Genomic DNA, 24,652 nt, shown 5'->3' with positions numbered 1-24,652 from the left:
TCCATGCGACAAATTAATCGTCATCCCACACCGGGCATGCGGCTGATGCTGGTGATGCTGCCCTTTGTCCTGCTGCTGGCCGCCTATTTTTTGGGCTCGGCGGTGCGCCTCGAGGCCAACCCCCAGGACAAGCTGCTGCCCGGTCTGCAGCAGATGCTGGATGCGATCTCGCGGATGGCCTTTACCCCGGATAAACGCAGCGGCGAGTACCTGTTCTGGGTCGATACCCTGGTGAGCCTGGCGCGTCTGCTGGTGGGGCTTTCGATCGCCTCGCTGATCGGCCTGTGCATCGGCGTCACCGCCGGGGTGTTCCCCCTGTGGCGCGCGTCGCTGTCGCCGCTGATGACGGTGCTGTCGATGGTCCCGCCGCTGGCGATTTTACCGGTGCTGTTTATTGTTTTCGGCCTCGATGAGCTGTCAAAAATCATGCTGATTGTTATCGGCATCACCCCGATGCTGGCCCGGGATCTGGAGCATCGCGCCTGTGAAATCCCGCCGGAGATCCTGATCAAAGCCCAGACCCTGGGGGCCAACAGCTGGACGCTGGTGCTGCGGGTGGTGTTGCCGCAGCTGCTGTCGCGCCTGCTCACCTCGCTGCGCCTGCTGCTTGGTTCGGCCTGGCTGTTCCTCATCTCGGCGGAGGCCATCTCCTCCACCGCCGGGCTGGGGTATCGCATTTTCCTCGTCCGCCGCTATATGGCGATGGACGTAATTATCCCCTATGTCCTGTGGATCACGCTGCTGGCCTGGCTGATGGATCTGGCCCTGCGCCAGCTGCACAAACGCTGTTTCCCATGGGCAGAAGGAGGGAAAGCATGAGTTTTATCACCATCAACAATATCTGGCAGGAGTACGGCGACCATGTGGTGCTGGAGCGCCTGAATTTACAGATCAACGAAGGGGAGTTCTGCTCGATGGTTGGCGCCTCCGGCTGCGGGAAATCGACCTTTCTGCGTCTGCTGCTCGGGCAGGAGACGCCGAGCCGGGGAACGATCACTCTGGACGGTAAACCGCTCACCGCCGAACCGGACAGCCGTCGGGGCGTGGTGTTCCAGCGCTACTCGGTCTTTCCGCATCTCAGCGTGCTGGATAACGTCGCTATCGGCCTCGAACTGCCGCAATCCCCGCTGTTCGGACGGCTGTTTGGGGCGAAAAAACGCGCCGCGCGGGAGCAGGCCGCGCAGATGCTGGAGAAGGTCGGCCTCGGCCATGCCCTCGACAAATATCCCGCCCAGCTCTCCGGCGGGATGCAGCAGCGCCTTGCCATCGCCCAGGCCTTTATCATGCAGCCGCGGGTTCTGCTGCTGGACGAGCCCTTCGGCGCGCTGGATCCCGGCATCCGCAAAGATATGCACGCGCTGCTCCTGCAGCTGTGGGGCGAAACCCGCATGACGGTGTTTATGGTCACCCACGATCTCTCCGAAGGCTTCAACCTCGGCACCCGTCTGCTGGTGTTCGACAAGGTGCGCCTCGATCCGCAGGCCCCGAACGCCTACGGGGCGCGCATTACCTACGATATTCCGCTCAACGAGACCCGGCTCTCCGCGCTGAGCGGTTCGGCTCCCGACAACGTTTATGCCTTAAGGGGTTAACACTATGACGACTTTACGTGAAGCGATCCTGCCTGGCGGCGGCCACCTCTCATTTGTGCTTAAGCGCGGACAGATCCTGCGTATGACCGACCTCGACGGCGGGGCGAACGTCAGCCTGATGATGCTCAACCCGCACGAGAAGAGCGAACGCCTGAACCTGCCGGACACCCTGAAAGGCCAGCACACCGCGCGCCTGACCGCCGGGCACTGCTTCTACTCCGATATGGGCCGGGTACTGGCGGGCATTACAGCTGATACCGCTGGCTGGCACGATCCGTTCGGCGGGGTGCTCAATGCCGCCGAAGTGACGGAAAAATATGGCCAGGGACGCTATCAGGAATTGCGTAACGGCTTCTACCGTAACGGCACCGACAACCTGCTGGTGGAGATGGGCAAGTGGGATCTCAACCTCGAAGATCTGCTGATGGTGGTCAACTTCTTCAGCAAAGTGACCGTGGACGATCACGGACAGTTCAGCTTCCACCGCGACCATTCCCAACCGGGCAGCTACGTCGAGCTGTTCGCCCCGATGGACACATTGATGGTGATGACCGCCCTGCAGCATCCGATGGACCCGTCCACCGAGTATGCCCCGCGCCCGGTACAGCTCAGCTGGCGGCAGGCAGAGGACGAGGAGGGGGCCATTAACACACTCCTCACGCGCCCGGAAAACGGCCGCGCCATCACCAACACCCAACTTTTCGCCCTGTAAGGAGCCGCAAGATGACGAATGTCCGCGAAAAACAGCCCCAGGAGGCGACCTTCCGCCACGTGATCCCGGCGGGCGAGCCCTACCTGTTTGAAGTGAAAAAGGGCCAGACGTTGCGCCTGCTGGATCTGGAGGGTAACCAGGCGGTGGATACCCTGTTCTATAGCGCCGAAAACCCGCGGGAGCGCTACGACGCTCAGCGCACGCTACGTCGGCAGAACAACGCCTATCTGACCAGCGGGAGCGTGCTCTACTCGAATCTCGGCAACCCGCTGCTGACCATCGTGGCCGATACCTGTGGACGACACGATACGCTCGGCGGGGCCTGCGCCCAGGAGAGTAACACCGTGCGCTATGCCCTCGACAAGCGCCATATGCACAGCTGCCGGGACAACTTCCTCTGCGCCTGTCTGCACGATGGCCGCCTGCAAAAGCGCGATATCGCGGCCAACATCAACTTCTTTATGAACGTGCCGGTAACCCCGGAGGGCGGACTGACCTTTGCCGACGGCATCTCCGCCCCGGGGAAATACGTCGAACTGCGCGCGGAGTGCAACGTCATCGTGCTGATCTCCAGCTGCCCGCAGCTGAACAACCCCTGCAACGGCTGGAACCCAACCCCGGCGGAGGTGCTGGTATGGAACTGACAACCACCCGCTGGCAGCGCCTGCGCCAGATGCTTTACCGCCTGTTCGAGGTGCGCGCCGGACGCATCCTGCCGTAAACGTTTTTTCCCCGTGGACGACCATGCGGTGAGCCAATTTTCGGCGGGACGACCCGCCACGATTGAGTCTGAACTATGTTGACGAAACTCCTGATTGCCAACCGCGGGGCGATTGCCTGCCGCATTCTGCGCACGCTGCGCGCCATGAACATCGGCGGCGTGGCGGTCTATTCCGAAGCGGATATCAGCAGCCTGCATCTTCGCGAGGCCGACGAGGCCCTGAGCCTGGGCGACGGCCCGGCGGCGAACACCTATCTGGTCAGTGAAAAAATCATTGCCGCGGCGAAAGCCAGCGGTGCTCAGGCGATCCATCCGGGCTACGGTTTTCTCTCGGAAAACGCCGCCTTTGCCGAAGCCTGCGAGACCGCGGGTATTGCCTTTGTCGGCCCCACGCCGGAGCAACTGCGCCTCTTTGGCCTGAAACATACCGCCCGGGCGCTGGCCAGGGCCCACGGGGTGCCGATGCTGGAAGGCACCGAACTGCTGGCGGATGTGAATGAGGCGCTGACAGCCGCCGAACAGGTCGGCTACCCGGTGATGCTGAAAAGCACCGCGGGCGGGGGCGGGATCGGCATGCGCGTCTGCTCTACCGCCGCCGAACTCCTGGAGGCCTTCGATGCGGTGGTGCGGCTGGGGAAAAACAACTTCAGCGATGCGGGGGTATTTATTGAGAAGTACATCGAGCGGGCACGGCATCTCGAAGTCCAGCTGTTTGGCGACGGCGAGGGGGAGGTGATAGCTCTCGGCGTGCGCGACTGCTCGGTGCAGCGACGTAACCAGAAGGTGCTGGAGGAGACCCCTGCGCCGAACCTGCCCGACGGGATGGCGGACGCCCTGTGCCATGCTGCGATCACCATGGGTAAAGCGGTCAACTACCGCAGCGCGGGCACCGTGGAGTTTGTCTACGACAGCAACGCAGAGCGGTTCTATTTCCTCGAAGTGAATACCCGTTTGCAGGTGGAGCACGGCGTCACCGAGCAGGTGTGGGGCGTGGATCTGGTGCGCTGGATGATTGAGCTGGCGGCCGGAACCTTGCCGCCGCTGGCGGAACTGCGCGATAGCCTGCAACCTGACGGCCACGCCATTCAGGCGCGTGTCTATGCGGAAGATCCCGGTCGTCAGTTCCAGCCCTCGCCAGGCCTGCTCACCGAGGTGGTGTTCCCGGCGGATGACCGTCGCACTCTGCGCATTGATACCTGGGTAGAGTCCGGCTGTGAAGTCCCACCATTTTTTGATCCGATGCTGGCGAAAATCATCGCCTGGCAGCCCACGCGCGATGCGGCCATTGAGGCCCTGCACGCCGCCCTGGGTAACACGCATCTGTACGGCGTGGAGACTAACCGCAGCTACCTGCAGCAGATCTTAACCTTTACCCCGTTCGCCAGCGGCGAGCCTTGGACCCGCTGTCTGGAGGGGCTAACCTACCAGGCTTCTACCCTGGAGGTGCTGAGCGCCGGAACGCAAACCACGGTGCAGGATTACCCAGGGCGCATTGGCTACTGGGCGGTCGGGGTGCCGCCATCGGGACCAATGGACAGCCGGGCGCTGCGTCTCGGCAACCGTCTGCTGGGCAACGACGACCGCGCCGCGGCGCTGGAGATCACCCTCAGCGGCCCGACGCTGAAATTTAACTGCGATGCCCAGCTGGTGGTGACCGGGGCAGAGATTGACCTCACCCTCGACGGCGAGCCGCTGGAAAACAACCGGGTCTTTACCGTGCAGCGCGGCATGACGCTGCGAATGGGGGATATCACCAACGACGGCGTACGCAGCTATCTGTGCCTGCGCGGCGGGTTTAACGTCCCGGATTACCTCGGGAGCAAAAGCACCTTTACCCTCGGGCAGTTTGGCGGCCACGCCGGACGCGCCCTGCGTACCGGGGATGTGCTGCACATTGCGCCATTGACCGCGCCATGTCCGGAGCAGGCGCTGCCTCAGGCCTTGCGCACCACCCTGGGCGCGGTGCGGGAACTGCGGGTGATCTACGGCCCGCACGGCGCGCCGGAGTATTTTACGCCTGAATACATGCAAACCTTCCTGACCACCGACTGGGAAGTGCATTTCAACTCCAGCCGCACCGGCGTGCGCCTGATCGGCCCTAAACCCGAGTGGGTGCGCGACAGCGGCGGCGAGGCGGGGCTCCATCCGTCGAACATTCACGACAACCCGTATGCCATTGGCGCGGTGGATTTTACCGGCGATATGCCGGTGATCCTCGGCCCGGATGGCCCGAGCCTGGGCGGGTTTGTCTGCCCGGTCACCATCATCGAGGCCGATCTGCCCGCGGTCGGGCAGCTGAAAGCGGGGGATAAAGTGCGCTTTGTTCCCGTCGGCATCGCCACCGCCCGACGTCTGGCGCAGGCAGAGGAGGCGCAAATCGCCAGCCTGCACCCGCTGGCGGTCGACTGGCAGCCAGCCAAAATCACCTCGCCGGTAGTGCTGGAGCAGGGGCAGTCCGATAAACGGCTGGTGGCACGGCTTTCCGGCGACACCCATCTGCTGCTGGAGATTGGCGAACCGGAGCTGGATCTGGTCCTGCGTTTTCGCGCCCACGCCCTGATGCAGGCCCTGGAAGCGCGGTCCCTGGACGGCGTTACCGATCTGACGCCGGGCATTCGCTCCCTGCAAATTCACTATCAGCCGGAGGCGCTCAGCCTGACAGCGCTGCTGGAGGTGGTCGCTGGGTTGTGGCAGGGCGTGTGCGAGCAGGATGCGCTGGAGGTGCCGTCGCGCGTCGTCTGGCTGCCGCTCTCCTGGGACGATCCGGCCTGCCAGAAAGCCATCGACAAATATATGACCACCGTGCGCCGGGACGCGCCCTGGTGTCCGAGCAACCTCGAGTTTATCCGCCGCATTAACGACCTGGCCAATGTGAACGAGGTCTACAAAACGGTGTTCGACGCCAGCTATCTGGTGATGGGGCTGGGGGATGTCTATCTCGGCGCGCCGGTGGCGACGCCGCTCGATCCGCGTCATCGTCTGGTCACCACTAAATACAACCCGGCCCGCACCTGGACGGCGGAAAACTCGGTGGGGATCGGCGGGGCCTATCTGTGCGTCTACGGCATGGAGGGGCCGGGCGGGTATCAGTTCGTTGGGCGCACGCTGCAGATGTGGAGCCGTTATCACGCGGTAGAGGATTTTGGCGGCAAGCCCTGGCTGCTGCGCTTCTTCGATCAGATCCGCTTCTACCCGGTCTCCGCCGACGAGTTAGTTACCATTCGCCGCGATTTCCCGCTGGGGCGCTATCCCCTGCGCATCGAGCACACCACCCTGAAGCTTGCCGAATATCAGCAGTTTCTGGCTGACGAAGCCCAGGGCATTGAGGCGTTTCGCACTCATCAGCAGGGGGCGTTTAACGCCGAGCGTGAGCGCTGGATCGCCAACGGCCAGGCGCATTTCGACAGCAGTGACGTGCTGGCGGAGGAGGGGGAGGATGCTCCGCTCCAGCCGGGACAAGCCGGGATAGACAGCCCGATATCCGGCAATCTGTGGCAGGTGAACGTTGAGGTCGGTACCCCGGTGCGCGAAGGTGATGTGCTGGTGGTGCTGGAGTCGATGAAGATGGAGATCCCGCTTGTGGCCTCACGGGACGGCGTGGTTAGTCAGGTGCGCGTCCAGCCGGGTTCCTCGGTGCGGGCGGGTCAGTGTGTGGTGGTTCTGGAGAAAACAGCATGATGCATCCCTTTGATTTACGCCTCGATGTACTGGCGCAGGCTTACCGCGAGGGTCGCTTCACGCCGCGGGAGGTGATTGCCACTCTGCGCGAGCGGGCGCAGGCCCTGAACCCGGAGTTCAACACCTTTATATATCTGCTTACCGCCGATGAGCTGGAGCCCTATCTGGCCGCACTGGAGGGCGCGTCGCCGCAGACGCTGCCGCTCTACGGTGTGCCCTTTGCCATCAAAGACAACATCGATCTGGCGGGGATAGAGACCACTGCCGCCTGTCCGGCGTTTGCTTACCGGGCAGAACAGGATGCGACTATCGTCGGCCAGCTGATTGCGCTGGGGGCCATTCCGCTGGGTAAAACTAATCTGGACCAGTTCGCCACCGGCTTAAACGGCACCCGCTCGCCCTGGGGCGCCTGTCGCAACAGCGTTAATGCCGAGTATCCGTCAGGAGGCTCCAGCGCGGGTTCCTCCCTGGCGGTGGCGCTCGGGCTGGCCAGCTTTGCCCTTGGCACCGATACCGCCGGGAGTGGTCGCGTGCCAGCCGCGCTGAATAACCTGGTCGGGCTGAAGGCAACCAGGGGGTTAATTTCCACTGCTGGGGTGGTCCCGGCCTGCCGCACTCTGGACTGCGTGACCTTCTTCACCACTACCGCCGCCGAAGCCAGCCAGCTGCTGGCGCTAACGGCGATGAAAGACTCGCGGGATGACTACAGTCGCGCCAATCCGGCATGGAACGGGGCGCAGGCGTTCGGCGTACCTGAAAAAGGTTTCCGCTTTGGCGTGCCGGACCGGCTGGAGTTTCTCGGCTGCGCGGAGAGCGAAGCGCTATATCACTCTGCAAAAAACCGTTTAATCGCGCTGGGTGGCATCCCGGTGACCATCGACTTTTCTCCGTTTTTAGCGGCGGCAACGCTGCTCTACGACGGCCCGTGGGTCGCCGAGCGCTATCACGTTGCGGGGAAATTGATTGAGCGGCAGCCGGAGGTGGTCCTGCCGGTGATCCGAGATGTGCTGCGCAAAGCCCCCGGAACTGACGCGGTGGCGGCATTTGATGCCCAGTACAAACTTCAGCACTTCAAAACGCTCTGCGACGGGATAATGGCGGATCTGGACTGTGTGTTAACCCCGACCTATCCGCGTCCGGTGACCCTGGCCGAACTGGCGGAGGAGCCGGTAAAACGCAACTCCGAGCTGGGGGTCTACACCAACTTTATGAACCTGCTGGACTATGCCGCCGTGGCGGTACCTGCGGGCGTGATGGCGAATGGTTTGCCGTCAGGCGTGACGCTGTTTGGGCGGGCTTTTACCGACCAGTATTTGCTCAGCCTTGCCTGGGCGTTACAACGTCACCAGAAGCTGATTTTGCCCGGCGATCGTCAGATTCAGGCGGCTTCACCCGTTACCACCGCCAGCCACGATCGCCTGTCGGTGGTGGTCTGCGGGGCACACCTCGACGGGCTGGCGCTGAACCATCAGCTGCGTCAGCGGGGGGCAACGCTCCGCGAGACCACCCGCAGCGCGCCGCACTATCGGCTGTATGCTCTGGCCGACGGTAAACGCCCCGGCATGGTGCGCGACCGCGAACAGGGGGCTGCCATCGCCGTCGAGGTGTGGGATCTGCCCCATACCGAAGTGGGATCGTTTCTGACCGGGATCCCGGCACCACTGGGGCTTGGCAAAGTTGAACTGGAGGACGGACGCTGGTTAACGGGGTTTATCTGCGAGGCGTATGGTCTGCAGGGGGCAAAAGATATCACTTCGTTTGGCGGCTGGCGGGCATGGATCGCCTGAGCATTCAGGTAAATCTGACATCTCCCCGGAGCATTTTCAGGGGAGTTTGGATGTTTGTTACAGGGGAACAGGCAAACGGAGAAAAAGCGTATTTTCTTGCGTGGTGGAGGGGGTAAAGCCATGGTGCAGATAAAACTGTTTTGCAGCGTTTGAAAGGGCATGAACCATAACCGCCCGAACGCCAATATTCTCAGCGACACGGCAGATGCGCAACACTGCATCATGAAGTAAATCTGCGCCAAGGCCTGTGCCGTGATAACTGGCATCAACAGCCAGCCGCGCCAGAATAATAACAGGGACAGGATCGGGCATGTTTCGTTTCAGGCTACCGGTTGCGATGGCATGCGTTACGCTACCGGTAGCAAGCGAGTAAAAACCGATAACCTGTGAAGAGTGTTCCCTGCATACAACAAAAGTCCTGGCAGCACCGAGAGATTGATTTTTTAATCCCCGGTTTCTGATCCATTCATCCAGGACCGCTTCTCCACAGTAAAATTCAGAAAGAATATGCGTTGCATTGAGTGGCGTCGGCGCTGTTATTTTTCCCACTGTGGTTTTCTCGCCAGAAGGGTATCTAAAGCAGGATTCGCAGTAACAGGGGCATCCAGCATATCGATAAATTCAGCGTATTGCGCATCGTTGAGGTTGAACATACGCTGGTCAAGAATAACGTTTTCAGCAGCCTGACAGGCCATTTCCAGAATAAAGTCTGTACGGGTTTTATGGAGAATGCCTGCTGCCGTATCGATCAGCGCTCGCTGAGCCTCTTTAGCTCTGATGTTGAGCTGAACGTCAGATTTCATAATGTCTTCCTGTATAGCAAATGGTATACATATTCTACACCTATTGTATAGCAACTGCTATACGAAAATCTTTTCAGTAGTGTTAGTTCGACTGAACATGAGCGCAGCCAGTGGGTCACACTGGCTGCCTGTCATTAACGGTAGAGCGGCTTCTCTGCCACCGGGATCAACAGCGTGGATTGCCAGTCCGCCAGCGTCAGCTGGGCCAGCTGTCCGAGCGCCCGGTAGAACGGGTGGCCTGCGTTTTCGACAAACACGGTGAGAAAACGGGTGCTCCACGGCAAAAGATGCCAGGCCAGAAGCTGATCCCGCTCCGCATCACGCCCTGTTTCTGCCAGCCAGGCGGCCAGCAGCAGCAGGGTACCGAAGTGATCTTCCGGTTCGTTCTGCGCCATCTCAAAGACAATGCCGTTGTCGCGCATCCACTGACGCAGCGCCAGGGTGGAGTCGCCGAACAGCACCGATTCACGATCCAGCCAGACCGAGCCCCATGGCGGGGCGGGCAGCGCCCAGGGGCCGATAAACAGCCGCTGCCAGGCATCCGGGAGCGGTTCGTCAGACGGCTGGCGCAGGGCGTCGGCGAGGGGGGCTAACTGCCCGGGCGGCAGCGGCCAGTCCTGCTGCCAGTCGCCCTGAGTCAGGGCTGTCACCAATGGGGCAGTCTGCTCGCTGTCCGGGGCAAAATAAAACAGTGCGCCCAGGACCCGGGCGGTAAACGCAAAACCTTCATTCATTACTGCATTCCTTGAACGGCGCGGGTTGCCCCGCGCTGACACATTATCCGGCAATCGCCATACCTACGGTCATATGCAGGCCATAGAAGACGCCACGGCCAATAAGCTCTCCGGCCACTACCAACAGCAGCCCCAGCGTGAGTCCCGGTAAGGTCGGGACTTTGCGCCGTACCAGCGCGCAGAGCCAGCAGCCCAGTCCGGCCGCCAGCAGTATGATACGCCACACCTGCAGGGAACCATAATCGGGCACCAGGGCATTGGCCTGCTGGATGGAACTGTGGATCGTCCCGAGATCATTGCTTTGCAGTACCACCACCGCCGCGCTTACCAGCAGCGCCACCACGGCGATCCCTGCCGCCACATGGGCATTAAAATGCGCCTTCGCCAGCCGGATCAGCAGGGCAGCAAACAGCGGGCCGCCGAGGAGCATCGTCAGGAAGAAATTCAGGGTGGTGTAGCCGTTATGCCAGGTAGGCACCGTGTCAATCTGATACACGCGGGTCATCGCCCAGACAAAGACCAGCCCCAACACCATGCTCAGCACCAGCCAGATCTTGCCCAGCGTTGCCGGCATTTTGCCGAGGACGGCTACCAGCCACCAGAAGCCGCCGACGGCAAAGAACAGCGACCCGCTGGCAATTTCGTTGCTCAGGCCTGAGGCGCCGACGCGGTTCAGGGAGTTAAAGGCGCGTAGCGGCGAGCCGAGGTGCAGCACCGAGGCGACAAAACCCAACCCCATCACCAGCCATAAAAAGAACATGCTGCGCACCAGGCGGTAGCGCACCACCGGGTCGTGCTCGCGGATCCAGGCTGCGCCTGCCACTATCAACGCCCCGACGACGCACTGACCGAACACGGTAAAAATGACCAGCGGCCATTCATGCCATCCGTTTCCCATCTCACACCTCCTTCGGATTGGCCAGATAGCCGGTGGTATCACCCGTGGGTCGGCTGTTGGCATTGGGTTTAATGACGATACTCGGCTTCGTGAAGTGCGCCGACGGCAGCGGGGCGACGGCGGCCAGCTTGCCGTGTTTCTGACGCAGCTCCTCAATCGGGCCGAAGTCCAGGGCCCGCAGCGGACAGGACTCGACGCAGATTGGTTTTTTACCGTCGGCGACACGCTCATGGCAGCCGTCGCACTTGGTCATATGGCCTTTGGCGGCGTTGTACTGCGGGGCGCCGTACGGGCAGGCCATATGGCAGTAGCGACACCCGATGCAGACATCCTCATTCACCACCACAAAGCCGTCCTCGCGCTTGTGCATCGCCCCGCTGGGGCAGACTTTGGTGCAGGCAGGATCCTCGCAGTGGTTGCAGGCGATGGAGAGGTAGTAGGCAAACACGTTCTGCTGCCAGACGCCGTTGTCCTCCTGCCAGTCGCCGCCCGCGTACTCATAGATGCGGCGGAAGCTGACGTCCGGGGTCAGGTCCTTGTAATCCTTGCACGCCAGTTCGCAGGTTTTGCACCCGGTGCAGCGGCTGGAATCAATAAAAAATCCATACTGAGTGGTCATCGGCTACTCCTTACGCCTTCTCGATTTGCACCAGATTGGTGTGTTGTGGGTTGCCCTTCGCCAGCGGCGACGGACGGTGCGTGGTCAGGGTGTTCATGCAGGCGCCGTGGTCAACGCGGTCGCCCTGCATATCTGCCTGATGCCACGCCCCCTGGCCCATGGCGCTGACCCCCGGCATGATCCGCGGCGTGACTTTGGCGGCAATGCGCACTTCGCCCCGGGTATTAAAGACCCGCACCATGTCGCCGTTTTGGATGCCGCGCGCCCGGGCATCCACCGGGTTGAGCCACACTTCCTGACGGCAGGCGGCCTGCAGCACGTCCACGTTGCCGTAGCTGGAGTGGGTGCGGGCTTTATAGTGGAAGCCGAACAGCTGGAGCGGGAACTGGCCGCGATCGTCCGAGTCCCAGCCTTCGAAGGTAGAGGCATACACCGGCAGCGGGCTGATGGTTTCATCCGCCTGCAGCTCCCAGGTGCGGGCGATCTCTGCCAGCCGACTGGAGTAGATCTCGATTTTTCCCGACGGGGTTTTCAGCGGATTGGCATCGGGGTCGTCGCGGAATTTCTTGTAGGCCACAAAGTGACCGTTGGGATCTTTGCGCTTATAGATGCCCATCTCTTTGAGCGCCTCGTAAGAGGGGAGTTGCGGATCTTTCGCCACCATTTTGGCGTACAGATACTGCAACCACTCCTCCTGAGTACGGCCTTCGGTAAAGCGCTGATGGATATCCGGCCCGAGGCGTTTCGCCACTTCGCTCATGATCCAGTAGATAGGTTTACGTTCGAATTTCGGCGCGGTCACCGGCTGGAGGAAAATCAGGTAGCCCATATTCCCGGCGTAATCGTTGGGAATAATGTCCTCCTGCTCGACGGTCATCAGATCGGGCAGCAGCAGGTCGGCATATTTCGCCGACGAGGTCATGAAGTTGTCGATTACCACGATCATTTCGCACTTACTCTCGTCCTGCAGAATGTCGTGGGTTTTATTGATGTCCGAATGCTGGTTGATGATGGTGTTGCCGGCGTAGTTCCAGATGAACTTGATCGGCACGTCGAGCTTATCTTTGCCGCGCACCCCGTCGCGAGTAGCGGTCATCTCCGGTCCGCGGGCGATGGCGTCGGTCCAGCTGAAGCAGGAGATCTGCGTTTTGACCGGGTTATCCGGCAGCGGCATCCGCTCGATGGTGATGGTGTAGGTCGATTCACGCGCGCCGCTGTTGCCGCCGTTAATCCCGACGTTGCCGGTGAGGATCGGAAGCATGGCGATGGCCCTTGACGTTAGCTCGCCGTTGGCCTGGCGCTGCGGACCCCAGCCCTGGCAAATGTACGCCGGTTTGGCCGTACCGATCTCACGAGCCAGCTTGATAATCCGGTCTGCGGGAATACCGGTGATAGCCGCGGCCCAGTCCGGGGTTTTGGCCGTTGCATCTTCGCCGTGGCCCAGAATGTAGGCCTTGTAATGGCCGTTGGCAGGGGCACCTTCCGGCAGGGTTTTCTCGTCGTAGCCGACGCAGTATTTATCGAGGAATGGCTGATCGACGAGGTTTTCGTTAATCAGCACCCAGGCGATACCGGCTACCAACGCCGCATCCGTGCCCGGCCGAATCGGGATCCACTCATCTTCACGCCCGGCGGCGGTGTCGGTGTAGCGAGGATCGATGACGATCATGCGCGCATTTGAGCGTTCCCGCGCCTGTTCGAGGTAATAGGTGATCCCGCCGCCGCTCATACGCGTTTCCGCCGGGTTGTTGCCGAACATCACTACCAGCTTGCTGTTCTCGATATCGGAAGTGCTGTTGCCGTCGTTACTGCCGTAGGTGTAGGGCATAGCGCAGGCGATTTGCGCCGTGCTGTAGGTACCGTAATGGCTGAGGAACCCTCCGTAACAGTTCATCAGACGCGCCACCAGAGAGGCGTAGGGCGAGGAGCGGGTGATGTTACCGCCCACAATTCCGGAACTGTAATTAATGTAGACCGCTTCGTTGCCGTATTTAGCCACAACGTCGCGCAGGCTGTTGCTGAGCAGATCCAGCGCCTCATTCCAGCTGATGCGTTCGAACTTGCCTTCGCCGCGTTTACCGACGCGTTTCATGGGGTAATTCAGGCGGTCGGGATGGTTTATCCGTCGACGGATCGAGCGACCGCGCAGGCAGGCGCGCACCTGATGGTTGCCGTAAATATCGTCGCCGGTATTGTCCGTTTCGACCCAGTACACTTCCTCATCCCGGACGTGCAGTCGCAGCGCGCAGCGACTGCCGCAGTTCACCGAGCAGGCTCCCCACACCACTTTATCCGCGCCAGAATTAAGCGACGTGTTGAGTGCGGCAGCGGCAGGGCGTAAACCGAAGGGTAATGACACACCGCCGGCGGCCAGCGCAAGCGACCCGATGGCGGTGGATTTGACGAGGGTGCGGCGGCTGATCCCGCCGCTTTGCGCATTATCTGACATGGCTCACTCCATTATGTTCTTTATTAATGAACGTTTTCAGCCGTGATTAGGATCGGGCTAATGGAGTGAGAGTGTTACCCATTAAGGGGGAGATAATCTTAATGTATATCAAAACAAAGGGGATTCCCCCGCCTTAACGGGGGAGAACGTTTACTGTGGCTCGCGCGGTGCCGGGGCCTGGGTGCCGCCTCCGCTGACCGGGTAGTTTCCGCTGCTGGTGCGGGTGTAGAGGATTTTTAGAGTGTCATTGGCGCAATGACCCACCACTTCAGCGTCGGGTTTATCGGCCTGATCGTTTGGCACAATGTTCAGCATAAAGCCGGATTCCGGGACGCCATTGTTGATAATTCTCTGCTGAATATCGCTTTTGATCCGCTCGCAGTTGTCGGGCGCGGCCAGCGCGGCCGGGGCAATGCCCGCCAGCAAAAGTGCAGTAATCCAGGGTAACCGTGTCATATCTGCCTCCTTACGACTGTGTGTGACTATAATATTAGCAGGGTTAATGTAAATGGTTGTATTTGCTACTATGACGGGCAATTATCTTCATCTATCGGTAGGTCATGTGAATAAACACGCGCTTATGCTTCTCCTGGCGGGTCTGTTGGTGGGGTGTGACAACACCACCGCTCCGCTGTCGTTTACGCCAGAGATGGCCAGCTTTTCTAACGAATTCGATTTTGATCCGCTTCGTGGGCCAGTGAAGGATTTCAGCCAGACGCTTTTCAATGACAAAGGGGAAGTGGCGAAGCGCGTCAGCGGGACGCTGTCGGCAGAAGGGTGTTTTGACAGCCTGGAAATGCAGGATCTGGAGTCGAACTCCGGCATCGCTCTGGTGCTGGATGCCAACTACTATCTCGATGCCCAGACCCAGCAGAAAAAGCTGCGGTTGCAGGGTAAGTGCCAGCTGGCGGAGATGCCTGCCTCGGGCGTCTCATGGGATACCGATGACAACGGGTTTATCGTGAGCGCCCACGGTAAAGATATGGAAATCCGCTATCGCTACGATACCGACGGCTATCCGCTGGGTAAAACTACCGTGGCCGGGGAGCAACACCTGACGATTACGGCGACCCCGTCGGCCGACAAGCGCAAGCGAATGGACTATACCGCGGTCAGTCTGCTGAACGATAAACCCTTGAGAAATGTGAAGCAGACCTGCGAGTACGACCGACATAACAACCCGGAGGAGTGCGAGCTGGAGATTGTGGATGCGAGCGTGAGGCCTGCGGTGTCGCGGAAGTACACCATCAAAAACAGTATTGAGTATTACTAACCACCGCGCAGCAGGCTGCGCGGTGCGTTCGGACTGAAATCAGGGGGCCATCGTGCGGCCGGTGCGGCGATCCAGGCAGCGCAGGGTGTTCGGCTCCCAGTAGGCATTGACGTTGGCGCTCTGCTGGCATTTATCCCGCGCATCAAAGGCCACATCTTCTTTATCCCACTCTTTCTCCGCGCGGGTGTTCACCTTATGGCGCAGGTTGCGGGTGTCGTTCCATTGCTCTTTATCCATGGCGGCATTCTGGCGGCTCTGGGCGCTGTCGCCGGATTCAATAATCAGTTTGCTGGTGTTGGCGGATACTGGCGCGACGAAGACCGAGGCCAGCAGGGCAACCAGACAGAGGCGTGTGCTCAATTTACGCATAGCGATTTCCTTATGAATGGTGGAAATTCGAATCCCACCGCAGATTCTATAACAGTCCATTTTGAGGGCAAACCCATATCGGGTATGTGGAAAGGATCCTTTCACATTCGGGTATGATACCGCATCACTCCTCAGACAACGTTAAATATGTTTAAAACAACTCTGCTCTTTTTTGCCACCGCGCTGTGCGAAATTATCGGCTGCTTTCTGCCCTGGCTGTGGCTGAAGAAAGGCGCGTCGGTGCTGCTGTTAATTCCCGCGGGCGTTGCCCTGGCGCTGTTTGTCTGGCTGTTAACGCTTCATCCCGCAGCCAGCGGACGTGTCTATGCCGCCTACGGTGGGGTGTATGTCTGCACCGCGCTGCTGTGGCTGCGGGTAGTCGATGGCGTTAAGTTAAGCCCGTACGACTGGGCTGGCGCCGCGATCGCGCTGTGCGGCATGTTGATTATCGTCGCAGGCTGGGGGCGCGCTTAAGCGCCCAATCTGTGATCAAGCGGGGATTTTTCGATCTTAATACTTGTATGGTAGTAGGGTTGTTGCGTAAATTTCCTGCATCACAACAAGAGATGTAAGGAACCGGAAAATGAAGATTGTAGGGGCTGAAGTATTTGTCACCTGTCCAGGGCGCAACTTTGTCACGCTGAAAATCACCACCGACGAAGGGATCGTCGGCCTGGGTGATGCCACCTTAAACGGCCGCGAATTGTCCGTGGCCTCGTACCTGAAAGATCATCTCTGCCCGCAGTTAATTGGCCGGGATGCCCACCGTATCGAAGATATCTGGCAGTTCTTCTACAAAGGCGCCTACTGGCGTCGCGGCCCGGTCACTATGTCGGCGATTTCCGCCATCGACATGGCGCTGTGGGACATCAAAGCCAAAGCTGCCAACATGCCACTGTACCAGCTGCTGGGCGGTGCCTCCCGTGAAGGGGTGATGGTTTACTGTCACACCACTGGCCACACCATCGACGATGTGCTGGAAGATTACGCCCGTCATAAAGAGATGGGATTCAAGGCCATCCGCGTCCAGTGCGGCGTGCCGGGAATGAAAACCACTTACGGCATGTCTAAAGGAAAAGGGCTGGCGTATGAACCTGCCACCAAAGGCAACTGGCCGGATGAACAGCTGTGGTCAACCGAAAAATACCTCGATTTTACCCCGAAACTGTTTGACGCCGTGCGCAGCAAGTATGGCTTTAATGAACACCTGCTGCACGACATGCACCACCGCCTGACGCCGATTGAAGCCGCGCGCTTCGGTAAGAGCATCGAGCAGTACCGCATGTTCTGGATGGAAGATCCAACCCCGGCCGAGAACCAGGAGTGCTTCCGCCTGATCCGCCAGCACACCGTTACCCCGATTGCGGTGGGCGAAGTGTTCAACAGCATCTGGGATTGCAAACAGCTGATCGAAGAGCAGCTGATCGACTACATCCGCACCACCATTACCCACGCGGGTGGCATCACCGGGATGCGTCGGATCGCTGATTTCGCCTCGCTGTATCAGGTGCGTACCGGCTCCCACGGCCCGTCGGATCTCTCCCCGATTTGCCACGCGGCGGCGCTGCACTTTGACCTGTGGGTACCGAACTTTGGCGTGCAGGAGTACATGGGCTATTCCGAGCAGATGCTCGAGGTCTTCAACACCAACTGGACCTTTGAAGACGGCTACATGCATCCGGGCGATAAGCCGGGCCTGGGCATCGAGTTTGATGAAAAACTGGCGGCAAAATATCCCTACGATCCAGCCTACCTGCCGGTTGCCCGTCTGGAAGACGGCACGCTGTGGAACTGGTAAAGGAGCAGAAGATGAAAAGTATCGTTATTCAACAACCGAATATGCTGGTTATCGAAGATCGCCCATTACCGACCCCCGCAGCGGGCGAGGTGCGCGTCAAGGTGAAGCTGGCGGGGATCTGCGGTTCCGACAGCCATATCTATCGCGGCCATAACCCGTTCGCCAAATACCCGCGTGTTATCGGTCATGAGTTTTTCGGCGTGATTGATGCCGTCGGCGACGGTGTCGATACCGCTCGCCTGGGGCAGCGCGTGTCGGTGGATCCGGTGATCAGCTGCGGACATTGCTATCAGTGTTCGGTGGGTAAACCGAACGTCTGCGCCTCGCTGGTGGTGCTGGGCGTGCACCGCGATGGCGGCTTCAGCGAATACGCCGCGGTCCCGGCTAAAAATGCGAAGGTCATTCCGGACTCCATCAGCGACAAGCACGCGGTGATGATTGAGCCCTTCACCATTGCGGCCAACGTTACCGGACACGTTAGTCCGACCGAGCAGGACGTGGCGCTGATTTACGGTGCCGGTCCGATGGGGCTGGTTACCGTTCAGGCGCTGAAGGGCGTCTATAAGGTCAAGCAGGTGATTGTGGTCGATCGCATCGACGAGCGTCTGGCGATGGCCCAGCGCAGCGGGGCGGACTGGGTGATTAACAATGGCAACCAGTCCCTGCCGGCGCTGCTGGAGGAGAAGGGCATCAAGCCGACATTGATTATCGATGCGGCCTGCCATCCGTCCATTCTGCAGGAAGCCATCACCCTGGCCGCACCGGCGGCGCGCATCGTGCTGATGGGCTTCTCCAGCGAGCCGAGCCAGATCGTGCAGCAGGGGATCACCGGCAAGGAACTGTCGATTTTCTCCTCACGACTGAACGCCAATAAGTTCCCGGTTGTGATCGACTGGCTGACGAAGGGACTTATCGATCCCGACAAACTGATTACCCATGCCTTTGAGTATCAGCATGTAAAAGACGCCATCGAACTGTTTGAGAAAGACCAGCGGCAGTGCTGCAAGGTGTTGCTGACGTTCTAATAACTATGAATGCGGTTTAGCGGTACGCATCTTACCCTGTTGAGATAGCCATTATGACTCAAGTACAACATGAAAGATCCACATCTGACCTGATCAAAGCCGCCGTCTCAGGCTGGCTCGGAACCGCGTTAGAGTTCATGGACTTCCAGCTTTACTCGCTGGGCGCAGCATTAGTCTTTCACGAGATCTTCTTCCCGGAACAATCGGCGGCGATGGCGCTGATTCTGGCAATGGGGACCTACGGCGCGGGCTATATCGCCCGTATCGTCGGGGCCTTTATCTTCGGCAAAATGGGCGACCGCGTGGGGCGCAAAAAGGTGCTGTTTATCACCATCACCATGATGGGGATCTGTACCACCCTGATCGGCGTGCTGCCGACCTATGCGCAGATCGGTATCTTCGCGCCGGTGCTGCTGGTGACGCTGCGTGTTATTCAAGGCCTGGGCGCAGGGGCGGAAATCTCCGGCGCGGGCACTATGCTGGCGGAATATGCGCCAAAAGGAAAACGCGGCATTATCTCCTCGCTGGTGGCGATGGGTACTAACTGCGGTACCCTGAGCGCCACGGCGATCTGGGCGGTGATGTTCTTTGCCCTCGACCGCGAAGAACTGCTGGCCTGGGGATGGCGCGTGCCGTTCCTCGCCAGCGTAGTGGTGATGATCTTTGCCATCTGGTTGCGTATGAACCTGAAAGAGAGCCCGGTCTTCGAGCAGGTTAACGCCGAAGAAGCCCCGGTACAGGCGGCTGTGCAGGAAAGTACCCTGGGCGCGATGGTGAAGAGCAAATCGTTCTGGCTGGCGACCGGCCTGCGTTTCGGCCAGGCAGGTAACTCCGGTCTGATCCAGACGTTCCTTGCCGGTTATCTGGTACAGACGCTGCTGTTTGATAAAGCTATCCCGACCGACGCCTTAATGATCAGCTCGATCCTCGGCTTTATTACTATCCCGCTGCTGGGCTGGTTGTCGGATAAATATGGCCGTCGGCTGCCTTATATTTTGCTGAGCATTTCCGCCATTATTCTGGCCTACCCGATGCTGTCGATTATTGTCGATAAATCCTATACGCCTGGCGTGATTATGCTGTCGATTATCGTGATCCATAACTTCGCGGTACTGGGACTCTTTGCCCTGGAAAATATCACCATGGCTGAGATGTTCGGTTCACGAAATCGTTTCACCCGAATGGCGATATCGAAAGAGGCGGGCGGTCTGGTGGCGGTTGGTTTTGGTCCGGTGCTGGCGGGGATCTTCTGCAACATGACCGGCTCCTGGTGGCCAATTGTGGTGATGGTGATGCTCTATTCCTTCATCGGCCTGATTTCAGCCCTGCTGATGCCGGAAGTGCGCGACCGCGATCTGAGCATCCTGGAGGATGCCGCAGAAGACAAATCTGCCGCGCTGGGCATCAACAATAAACATCGCGCTATCTCCTGACCCTGATGACTCTCCTGCCAACGCAGGGGAGTCTTTTTTTATCCCTCGCAAAACACAACGCTATTACCAACCATTTCAGGGAAGCATCGGGAATTAACTGGATTATTTTCAGGTAAGGAAACTGTATGTCTCGTGCAAAGAAAAACATCACCATACCGGTGAGTATTGGATACGGATTAACCGATATTATGGGCGGCGGCGCCTTTACCGTCATCGGCGCCTGGCTGCTATTTTTCTACACCACCTTTGTGGGCTTGTCCCCAATGGAAGCGGCCTCGATCGTTGCCATCGCCCGTATTGTCGATGCGGTAGTCAGCCTGTTTATGGGCAGCCTGACCGACCACTTCTATAAGAACTATTTTGGTAAGAAATTTGGCCGTCGGCGCTTTTTCCTGCTGATTGGTGCGCCGCTGATGCTGGTCTACGCCTTGCTGTGGCTCGACGGCATGAGTTACGGTTTCTACCTCGCGGTCTATCTGGCGTTTGAAATCATTGCCGCCATGGTGTTGATCCCGTGGGAAACGCTGCCGTCAGAGATGACCAAAGAGTTTAACGGCCGCACCAAACTCTCCACCTGCCGCATGTTTTTGTCGGCCTCCGGCACCTTCCTGGCAACCTTTATCCCCGGGCTGCTGATCGGCTATTTTGGCGAGCAGAGCGCCAATGCCTACCTGATTAACGGCGTGATCTTCGCGGTGCTGTTCATGGTCTGCGTCTTTATCTCGTGGAAAGTGACCTGGGAGCGGGAGCTCACCCCGGAGATGCAAGCCGAGCTGGAAAAGTCAGCCTTGCCCACCAGCTTCTCTGACAAACTGCGAATGGTTGTCGAGCTGTTCAAATCCTACGCCTCGACGCTGAAAATCCGCGCTTTCAGAAAGCATCTGGCGATCTATCTGCTGTCGTTCACCGGCAAAGATGTCTACAACACCGTGTTTGTCTTCTTCTGCGTCTACTGCCTGAACGTCTCGTCATCCCTGGCGGGCAGCCTGCTGTCGATGAGTATCGTTGGTTTGCCGGTGACGCTCATTGCTGGCCTCGGGATCATCAAATACGGTCCGGCCCGGCTGTACGTTTTTGCCTATCTGGTGATGATGCTGTGCCTGGCCGGTTTCCTGGCGGTGTACCAGATCCCGGCGTTGAATACCGTTTTCACGCTGTTCATCCTGGCCGGGTTGTATCAGGTGGGCCGCTGCGTGCTGGAATTCACCCCGTGGAACGTGTTCCCGTTCATTCCCGATATTGACGAAATGGTCAGCCGTCAGCGCCGGGAAGGGCTGTTCGCCGCGGTGATGACTTTCTCGCGCAAAACCACGGTTGCCATCGCCACCTTTGTGGTCGGTTTTCTGCTGCAAACCGGGGGCTTCGTGAAGGGGAGTCAGGTCCAGCCGCCGGAAGCGATTCATATGATCGCCATGCTGATGTTTATCGGTACCGCCGGGCTGCTGATCCTCGCCCTCTGGCAGGCCCTGACGTTCCGTCTGAACAAACAGACTCACCAGATCTTCGTGGAAGAGGTCGAGCGACTGCGGGCCAATGGTTCTAAAGCGGCGGTTGAACCCCACGTGCGGCGCATCGTGGAAGACCTGACGGGCCATGACTACGACAGGCTCTGGACGGAGCAGACTCCGGTTGTATCTCAAACGCGTGAAAGCGTCACCACGACCGGATGAGTGGTTTACAGCATTTTAATGCTGTCACACAACTTGCAATTGATGTCACACCAGATGGTGAAAAGTTAACGTAAATCAATATCACGCCAGCAACAATCAGTATGGTTAACGGCAGAGAATTTTTTATGCCATCTACCATTCTAGTTGGGTTAGTAAGCCGGGCGGGTAAGCACTACCGCCCGGATCCATCGCTTAATCACTTTTAACGAGTACTATCATGAAAAATCCGTTATTACATGCGCAAGCCACGCTTCCTTACTACAACCGCGATGCCTTACAGTCGCGCATCGTGCATCTGGGTTTTGGCGCCTTCCACCGCGCCCATCAGGCGGTGTATGCCGATATGCTGGCAGCGGACCACGGCAGCGACTGGGGATACTGCGAAGTTAACCTGATCGGCGGCGAGCAGCAGATCGCGGATCTTAAGGCCCAGGATAACCTCTACACCGTCGCCGAAATGTCAGCCGATGCCTGGACGGCGCGAGTGGTTGGGGTGGTGAAAAAAGCGCTGCACGCCCAGGTGGATGGGCTGGAAGCGGTGCTGGCTGCTATGTGCGAACCGCAGGTGGCGATCGTCTCGTTGACCATCACCGAGAAAGGCTACTGCCATGCGCCGGCCACCGGGCAGTTGATGCTGGATCACCCATTGATCGCCGCCGATCTGCAGAATCCACATCAGCCGGTTTCCGCGGTAGGCGTCGTGGTGGAAGCGCTGGCGCGACGTAAAAATGCCGGTCTGCCTGCCTTCACCGTGATGTCCTGCGACAACATGCCGGAGAACGGCCATGTAATGCGCAATGTTACCTGTGCCTATGCCCGGGCGGTTAGCAGCGAGCTGGCCGACTGGATCGAAGCCAACGTCACCTTCCCGTCCACCATGGTCGACCGTATCGTGCCTGCCGTCACCGCCGACACGCTGAGCAAAATCGAACAGATTACCGGCGTGCGCGATCCGGCGGGGGTGGCCTGCGAGCCGTTCCGTCAGTGGGTCATCGAAGACAACTTTGTCGCCGGACGTCCGGCCTGGGAGAAAGCGGGTGCCGAGCTGGTGGCCGACGTGATCCCGTTCGAAGAGATGAAGCTGCGCATGCTCAACGGCAGCCACTCATTCCTCGCCTATCTGGGTTATCTGGCCGGGTATCAGCACATCAACGACTGCATGGAAGACGCGAACTACAAGCGTGCCGCCCACGCGCTGATGTTAAACGAGCAGGCCCCGACGCTGAAAGTCACCGGGGTGGACCTGGCCCGTTACGCCGATCTGCTGATCGACCGCTACAGCAACCCGGCGCTGCGCCACCGTACCTGGCAGATCGCCATGGATGGTAGCCAGAAGCTGCCGCAGCGTATGCTGGACTCCGTGCGCTGGCACCGGGTGCACCAGCGCAGCTTCCCACTGCTGGCGCTGGGCATTGCGGGCTGGATGCGCTATGTCGGTGGCGTCGATGAACGCGGCGAGGCTATCGAGGTATGCGATCCGCTGCTGCCGGTGATCCAGGCGGCGGTACAGGGCAGTGCAGAAGGTGAAAGCCGCGTGAAAGCCCTGCTGGGGATTGAGACCATTTTCGGTCAGGAGTTGCCGCACGACAGCGTCTTTGTTGAAGCTGTGATGAACGCTTACGCTGGGTTGCTGAAGAACGGGGCGAAAGCCACCGTCGCTCACTACGCCGCGCAGATTTAACCCCCTCCACATGCCGCCGTTTCCGGCGGCATGATCGTATTCCCACATTTCTTTACTCATACCGCTTATTTCCTGACCCAGCCGTTTAACCTTCGTTTGATAAAGTCATGTCACTCTGAATATCGTTAAGCAACATATTATCGATATAAGGAGAAAGGCGTATGTATAAGAAGATATTGATGCCTGTCGATGTATTTGAAATGGATTTAAGCGATAAGGCGGTGCGTCACGCGGCATTTCTGGCGCGGGCGGATAATGCTGAAATTACGTTATTAAATGTTCTCCCGGTCAACAGTCGCGCCATGCTGCGGGGCTTCTCCTCGGATATTGTCAAATTCGAGGCTTATATGACTGAAGAGTCCAACAAAAAGATGAATGCGTTAAAGCGGCTGTTTGATATTCCGACTGAGAATATTCATACCCTGGTGCGGTTTGGCAGCGTGCGCGATGAAATTATCGCGCTGGGTAAAGAAGGGGAGTTCGATATCATTGTTATCGGCTCGAAAAAGCCGGGGGTAACAACGCATCTGTTGGGCTCGAATGCCGAATCGGTATTACGCTATGCCAAAATTCCGGTATTAGTGGTGCGCTAAATTCATTTCCGCATCCCGGGTATTCGACGGGATGCGGATCTCTTACTCTTCGCTGAACCAGTCGCTGTTTTCCTGACGGATTAACTGCACCGACTCGCCAATCTCCTGCAGATGCAGGGTCATCGCTTTTTCGACCGCATCAGCGTCGCGCTTTTCCAGCGCAGTGAAAATATCATGATGCTGACGCAGTAACATCTCCGGCGGTGAGACGTGGTCAAGGCTCATGTAGCGCACCCGATCCATCGTCGCCTTGATGTTCTCGATGGTATCCCACGCCAGCTGACAGCCGGCAATCTGCGCCAGCTTCTGGTGAAACTCGTCGTCGAGCAGGAAAAAGTCATTCAGCTGCTTACGTTCAATGGCGATGCGCTGCTGGTGGAGATTCTGCTCCAGCAGATAGCACTGATGATCGTCCACCAGACTTGCCGCGCGACGGACCACGGCGCACTCGATGGCCTGACGGACAAAGCAGCCATTCTGCACCTGGGTGAGGGAGATCTTATTCACGTAGCTGCCGCGCTGAGGGCGGATCTGAATCAGGCCATTTTCAGCCAGTTTAATAAAGGCTTCGCGAACCGGCTGGCGGGAGACATCAAAGCGGACCGACACCTCTTTTTCCGAGAGCGGCGTTCCGGGAGGGATCAGACAATGCACAATGTCGCTGCGCAAAATACGGTAAATCTGCTGATTAACGGGTTGGGTCGGATTAAGTTGCGATTCAGCGGCCATTGGTTGTGATTTCTCAGAGAATTAACCGGTAAATACTACCATTCTTTTGCCGGGCATCCCAGACCTGGCCCGCAGGCCAGGTCCGGAA

The 24,652-nt window shown here is 59.0% G+C and carries 23 protein-coding genes; 14 read left to right on the top strand and 9 right to left on the bottom strand.

Annotated elements, in window-relative coordinates:
- Positions 1-3: 3 nt before the first annotated feature.
- From LG383_RS08755 to atzF, 6 genes are all read left to right on the top strand, one after another.
- Entirely contained in the window at positions 4-819 is an 816-nt protein-coding gene (locus LG383_RS08755) for an ABC transporter permease (RefSeq protein ID WP_225758885.1), read from the top strand.
- The gene (locus tag LG383_RS08750; protein WP_225758884.1) at positions 816-1,592 is read left to right on the top strand and encodes an ABC transporter ATP-binding protein; all 777 of its coding nucleotides are present in this window, start codon (positions 816-818) and stop codon (positions 1,590-1,592) included. The genes LG383_RS08755 and LG383_RS08750 overlap by 4 nt, the downstream gene beginning before the upstream one ends.
- A 4-nt stretch (positions 1,593-1,596) precedes the next feature.
- The gene (locus LG383_RS08745) at positions 1,597-2,304 is read left to right on the top strand and encodes an urea amidolyase associated protein UAAP1 (RefSeq protein WP_225758883.1); all 708 of its coding nucleotides are present in this window, start codon (positions 1,597-1,599) and stop codon (positions 2,302-2,304) included.
- Between the two features lie 11 nt (positions 2,305-2,315).
- Entirely contained in the window at positions 2,316-2,948 is a 633-nt protein-coding gene (locus LG383_RS08740) for an urea amidolyase associated protein UAAP2 (protein WP_225758882.1), read from the top strand.
- Positions 2,949-3,100: 152 nt separating this feature from the next.
- Positions 3,101-6,703: an urea carboxylase gene (gene uca / locus LG383_RS08735; RefSeq protein WP_225758881.1), complete on the top strand. Its 3,603-nt coding sequence runs from the start codon at positions 3,101-3,103 to the stop codon at positions 6,701-6,703.
- On the top strand, positions 6,700-8,490 hold the full coding sequence (gene atzF / locus LG383_RS08730; RefSeq protein ID WP_225758880.1) for an allophanate hydrolase: 1,791 nt from the start codon (positions 6,700-6,702) through the stop codon (positions 8,488-8,490). Before uca ends, atzF begins: the two co-directional genes overlap by 4 nt.
- A 57-nt stretch (positions 8,491-8,547) precedes the next feature.
- Here atzF and LG383_RS08725 read toward each other — a convergent pair whose 3' ends face one another.
- From LG383_RS08725 to LG383_RS08695, 7 genes are all read right to left on the bottom strand, one after another.
- Complete coding sequence (locus tag LG383_RS08725) at positions 8,548-9,039, bottom strand: GNAT family N-acetyltransferase (protein WP_225758879.1); 492 nt, start codon at positions 9,037-9,039, stop codon at positions 8,548-8,550.
- The gene (locus LG383_RS08720) at positions 9,027-9,293 is read right to left on the bottom strand and encodes a DUF1778 domain-containing protein (RefSeq protein ID WP_225758878.1); all 267 of its coding nucleotides are present in this window, start codon (positions 9,291-9,293) and stop codon (positions 9,027-9,029) included. Before LG383_RS08720 ends, LG383_RS08725 begins: the two co-directional genes overlap by 13 nt.
- Before the next feature lie 134 nt (positions 9,294-9,427).
- Positions 9,428-10,027, bottom strand: coding sequence for a Tat proofreading chaperone DmsD (gene dmsD / locus LG383_RS08715; protein WP_225758877.1), 600 nt, complete (start codon positions 10,025-10,027; stop codon positions 9,428-9,430).
- 43 nt (positions 10,028-10,070) lie between these two features.
- Positions 10,071-10,925 (bottom strand): dimethyl sulfoxide reductase anchor subunit family protein, encoded by an 855-nt coding sequence (locus LG383_RS08710; RefSeq protein ID WP_106993821.1) that lies wholly within the window; start codon positions 10,923-10,925, stop codon positions 10,071-10,073.
- Position 10,926: 1 nt separating this feature from the next.
- Positions 10,927-11,544: a DMSO/selenate family reductase complex B subunit gene (locus LG383_RS08705; protein ID WP_106992574.1), complete on the bottom strand. Its 618-nt coding sequence runs from the start codon at positions 11,542-11,544 to the stop codon at positions 10,927-10,929.
- Between the two features lie 10 nt (positions 11,545-11,554).
- Positions 11,555-13,993: a selenate/tellurate reductase subunit YnfE gene (gene ynfE, locus LG383_RS08700; RefSeq protein ID WP_225758876.1), complete on the bottom strand. Its 2,439-nt coding sequence runs from the start codon at positions 13,991-13,993 to the stop codon at positions 11,555-11,557.
- Between the two features lie 150 nt (positions 13,994-14,143).
- Positions 14,144-14,449: a DUF1161 domain-containing protein gene (locus tag LG383_RS08695; RefSeq protein ID WP_106993824.1), complete on the bottom strand. Its 306-nt coding sequence runs from the start codon at positions 14,447-14,449 to the stop codon at positions 14,144-14,146.
- Between the two features lie 106 nt (positions 14,450-14,555).
- Between LG383_RS08695 and LG383_RS08690 the strand changes: the two genes are divergently transcribed.
- Positions 14,556-15,266 (top strand): YnfC family lipoprotein, encoded by a 711-nt coding sequence (locus LG383_RS08690; protein WP_225758875.1) that lies wholly within the window; start codon positions 14,556-14,558, stop codon positions 15,264-15,266.
- 39 nt (positions 15,267-15,305) lie between these two features.
- On the opposite strand, the gene LG383_RS08685 is transcribed toward LG383_RS08690, so the two are convergent.
- On the bottom strand, positions 15,306-15,635 hold the full coding sequence (locus LG383_RS08685; RefSeq protein WP_106993825.1) for a DUF1283 family protein: 330 nt from the start codon (positions 15,633-15,635) through the stop codon (positions 15,306-15,308).
- Between the two features lie 147 nt (positions 15,636-15,782).
- On the opposite strand from LG383_RS08685, the gene LG383_RS08680 reads away from it, so the two are divergent.
- The 7 genes from LG383_RS08680 (at position 15,783) to LG383_RS08650 (ending at position 23,835) form a co-directional block, all read left to right on the top strand.
- Positions 15,783-16,109 carry a YnfA family protein gene (locus LG383_RS08680; protein WP_225758874.1) on the top strand — a complete coding sequence of 109 codons (327 nt, stop codon included), beginning with the start codon at positions 15,783-15,785 and terminating at the stop codon, positions 16,107-16,109.
- 109 nt (positions 16,110-16,218) lie between these two features.
- Complete coding sequence (gene manD, locus LG383_RS08675; RefSeq protein ID WP_106993827.1) at positions 16,219-17,433, top strand: D-mannonate dehydratase ManD; 1,215 nt, start codon at positions 16,219-16,221, stop codon at positions 17,431-17,433.
- An 11-nt stretch (positions 17,434-17,444) separates the two neighbouring features.
- Positions 17,445-18,458 (top strand): Zn-dependent oxidoreductase, encoded by a 1,014-nt coding sequence (locus LG383_RS08670; RefSeq protein WP_225758873.1) that lies wholly within the window; start codon positions 17,445-17,447, stop codon positions 18,456-18,458.
- A gap of 53 nt (positions 18,459-18,511) precedes the next feature.
- Positions 18,512-19,891 (top strand): MFS transporter, encoded by a 1,380-nt coding sequence (locus LG383_RS08665; protein WP_225758872.1) that lies wholly within the window; start codon positions 18,512-18,514, stop codon positions 19,889-19,891.
- 125 nt (positions 19,892-20,016) lie between these two features.
- Entirely contained in the window at positions 20,017-21,561 is a 1,545-nt protein-coding gene (locus tag LG383_RS08660; protein WP_225758871.1) for an MFS transporter, read from the top strand.
- A gap of 217 nt (positions 21,562-21,778) precedes the next feature.
- A complete protein-coding gene (locus tag LG383_RS08655) occupies positions 21,779-23,242 on the top strand; it encodes a mannitol dehydrogenase family protein (RefSeq protein ID WP_225758870.1) in 1,464 nt (487 codons plus the stop codon).
- Between the two features lie 161 nt (positions 23,243-23,403).
- On the top strand, positions 23,404-23,835 hold the full coding sequence (locus LG383_RS08650) for a universal stress protein (protein WP_106993832.1): 432 nt from the start codon (positions 23,404-23,406) through the stop codon (positions 23,833-23,835).
- Between the two features lie 42 nt (positions 23,836-23,877).
- Here the strand turns inward: LG383_RS08650 and LG383_RS08645 are convergent, their stop codons facing one another.
- A complete protein-coding gene (locus tag LG383_RS08645; RefSeq protein WP_106993833.1) occupies positions 23,878-24,564 on the bottom strand; it encodes a GntR family transcriptional regulator in 687 nt (228 codons plus the stop codon).
- Between the last annotated feature and the right edge of the window lie 88 nt (positions 24,565-24,652).

The organism is Leclercia sp. Marseille-Q4284 (genome assembly GCF_916618945.1).
Lineage (GTDB): Bacteria > Pseudomonadota > Gammaproteobacteria > Enterobacterales > Enterobacteriaceae > Enterobacter > Enterobacter tamurae.
This window is presented reverse-complemented; position numbering and strand designations above follow the sequence as displayed.

What these genes read in the sequence shown, in the direction of transcription:
- LG383_RS08680 (WP_225758874.1), top strand. Translation starts at nt 15,783, where the DNA reads ATGTTTAAAACAACTCTGCTCTTTTTTGCCACCGCGCTGTGCGAAATT.
- LG383_RS08670 (WP_225758873.1), top strand. Translation starts at nt 17,445, where the DNA reads ATGAAAAGTATCGTTATTCAACAACCGAATATGCTGGTTATCGAAGAT.
- dmsD (WP_225758877.1), bottom strand. Translation starts at nt 10,027, where the DNA reads ATGAATGAAGGTTTTGCGTTTACCGCCCGGGTCCTGGGCGCACTGTTT.
- LG383_RS08655 (WP_225758870.1), top strand. Translation starts at nt 21,779, where the DNA reads ATGAAAAATCCGTTATTACATGCGCAAGCCACGCTTCCTTACTACAAC.
- uca (WP_225758881.1), top strand. Translation starts at nt 3,101, where the DNA reads ATGTTGACGAAACTCCTGATTGCCAACCGCGGGGCGATTGCCTGCCGC.
- atzF (WP_225758880.1), top strand. Translation starts at nt 6,700, where the DNA reads ATGATGCATCCCTTTGATTTACGCCTCGATGTACTGGCGCAGGCTTAC.
- LG383_RS08685 (WP_106993825.1), bottom strand. Translation starts at nt 15,635, where the DNA reads ATGCGTAAATTGAGCACACGCCTCTGTCTGGTTGCCCTGCTGGCCTCG.
- LG383_RS08745 (WP_225758883.1), top strand. Translation starts at nt 1,597, where the DNA reads ATGACGACTTTACGTGAAGCGATCCTGCCTGGCGGCGGCCACCTCTCA.
- LG383_RS08720 (WP_225758878.1), bottom strand. Translation starts at nt 9,293, where the DNA reads ATGAAATCTGACGTTCAGCTCAACATCAGAGCTAAAGAGGCTCAGCGA.
- LG383_RS08710 (WP_106993821.1), bottom strand. Translation starts at nt 10,925, where the DNA reads ATGGGAAACGGATGGCATGAATGGCCGCTGGTCATTTTTACCGTGTTC.
- LG383_RS08740 (WP_225758882.1), top strand. Translation starts at nt 2,316, where the DNA reads ATGACGAATGTCCGCGAAAAACAGCCCCAGGAGGCGACCTTCCGCCAC.
- LG383_RS08660 (WP_225758871.1), top strand. Translation starts at nt 20,017, where the DNA reads ATGTCTCGTGCAAAGAAAAACATCACCATACCGGTGAGTATTGGATAC.
- LG383_RS08705 (WP_106992574.1), bottom strand. Translation starts at nt 11,544, where the DNA reads ATGACCACTCAGTATGGATTTTTTATTGATTCCAGCCGCTGCACCGGG.
- LG383_RS08750 (WP_225758884.1), top strand. Translation starts at nt 816, where the DNA reads ATGAGTTTTATCACCATCAACAATATCTGGCAGGAGTACGGCGACCAT.
- LG383_RS08645 (WP_106993833.1), bottom strand. Translation starts at nt 24,564, where the DNA reads ATGGCCGCTGAATCGCAACTTAATCCGACCCAACCCGTTAATCAGCAG.
- LG383_RS08665 (WP_225758872.1), top strand. Translation starts at nt 18,512, where the DNA reads ATGACTCAAGTACAACATGAAAGATCCACATCTGACCTGATCAAAGCC.
- manD (WP_106993827.1), top strand. Translation starts at nt 16,219, where the DNA reads ATGAAGATTGTAGGGGCTGAAGTATTTGTCACCTGTCCAGGGCGCAAC.
- ynfE (WP_225758876.1), bottom strand. Translation starts at nt 13,993, where the DNA reads ATGTCAGATAATGCGCAAAGCGGCGGGATCAGCCGCCGCACCCTCGTC.
- LG383_RS08755 (WP_225758885.1), top strand. Translation starts at nt 4, where the DNA reads ATGCGACAAATTAATCGTCATCCCACACCGGGCATGCGGCTGATGCTG.
- LG383_RS08650 (WP_106993832.1), top strand. Translation starts at nt 23,404, where the DNA reads ATGTATAAGAAGATATTGATGCCTGTCGATGTATTTGAAATGGATTTA.
- LG383_RS08695 (WP_106993824.1), bottom strand. Translation starts at nt 14,449, where the DNA reads ATGACACGGTTACCCTGGATTACTGCACTTTTGCTGGCGGGCATTGCC.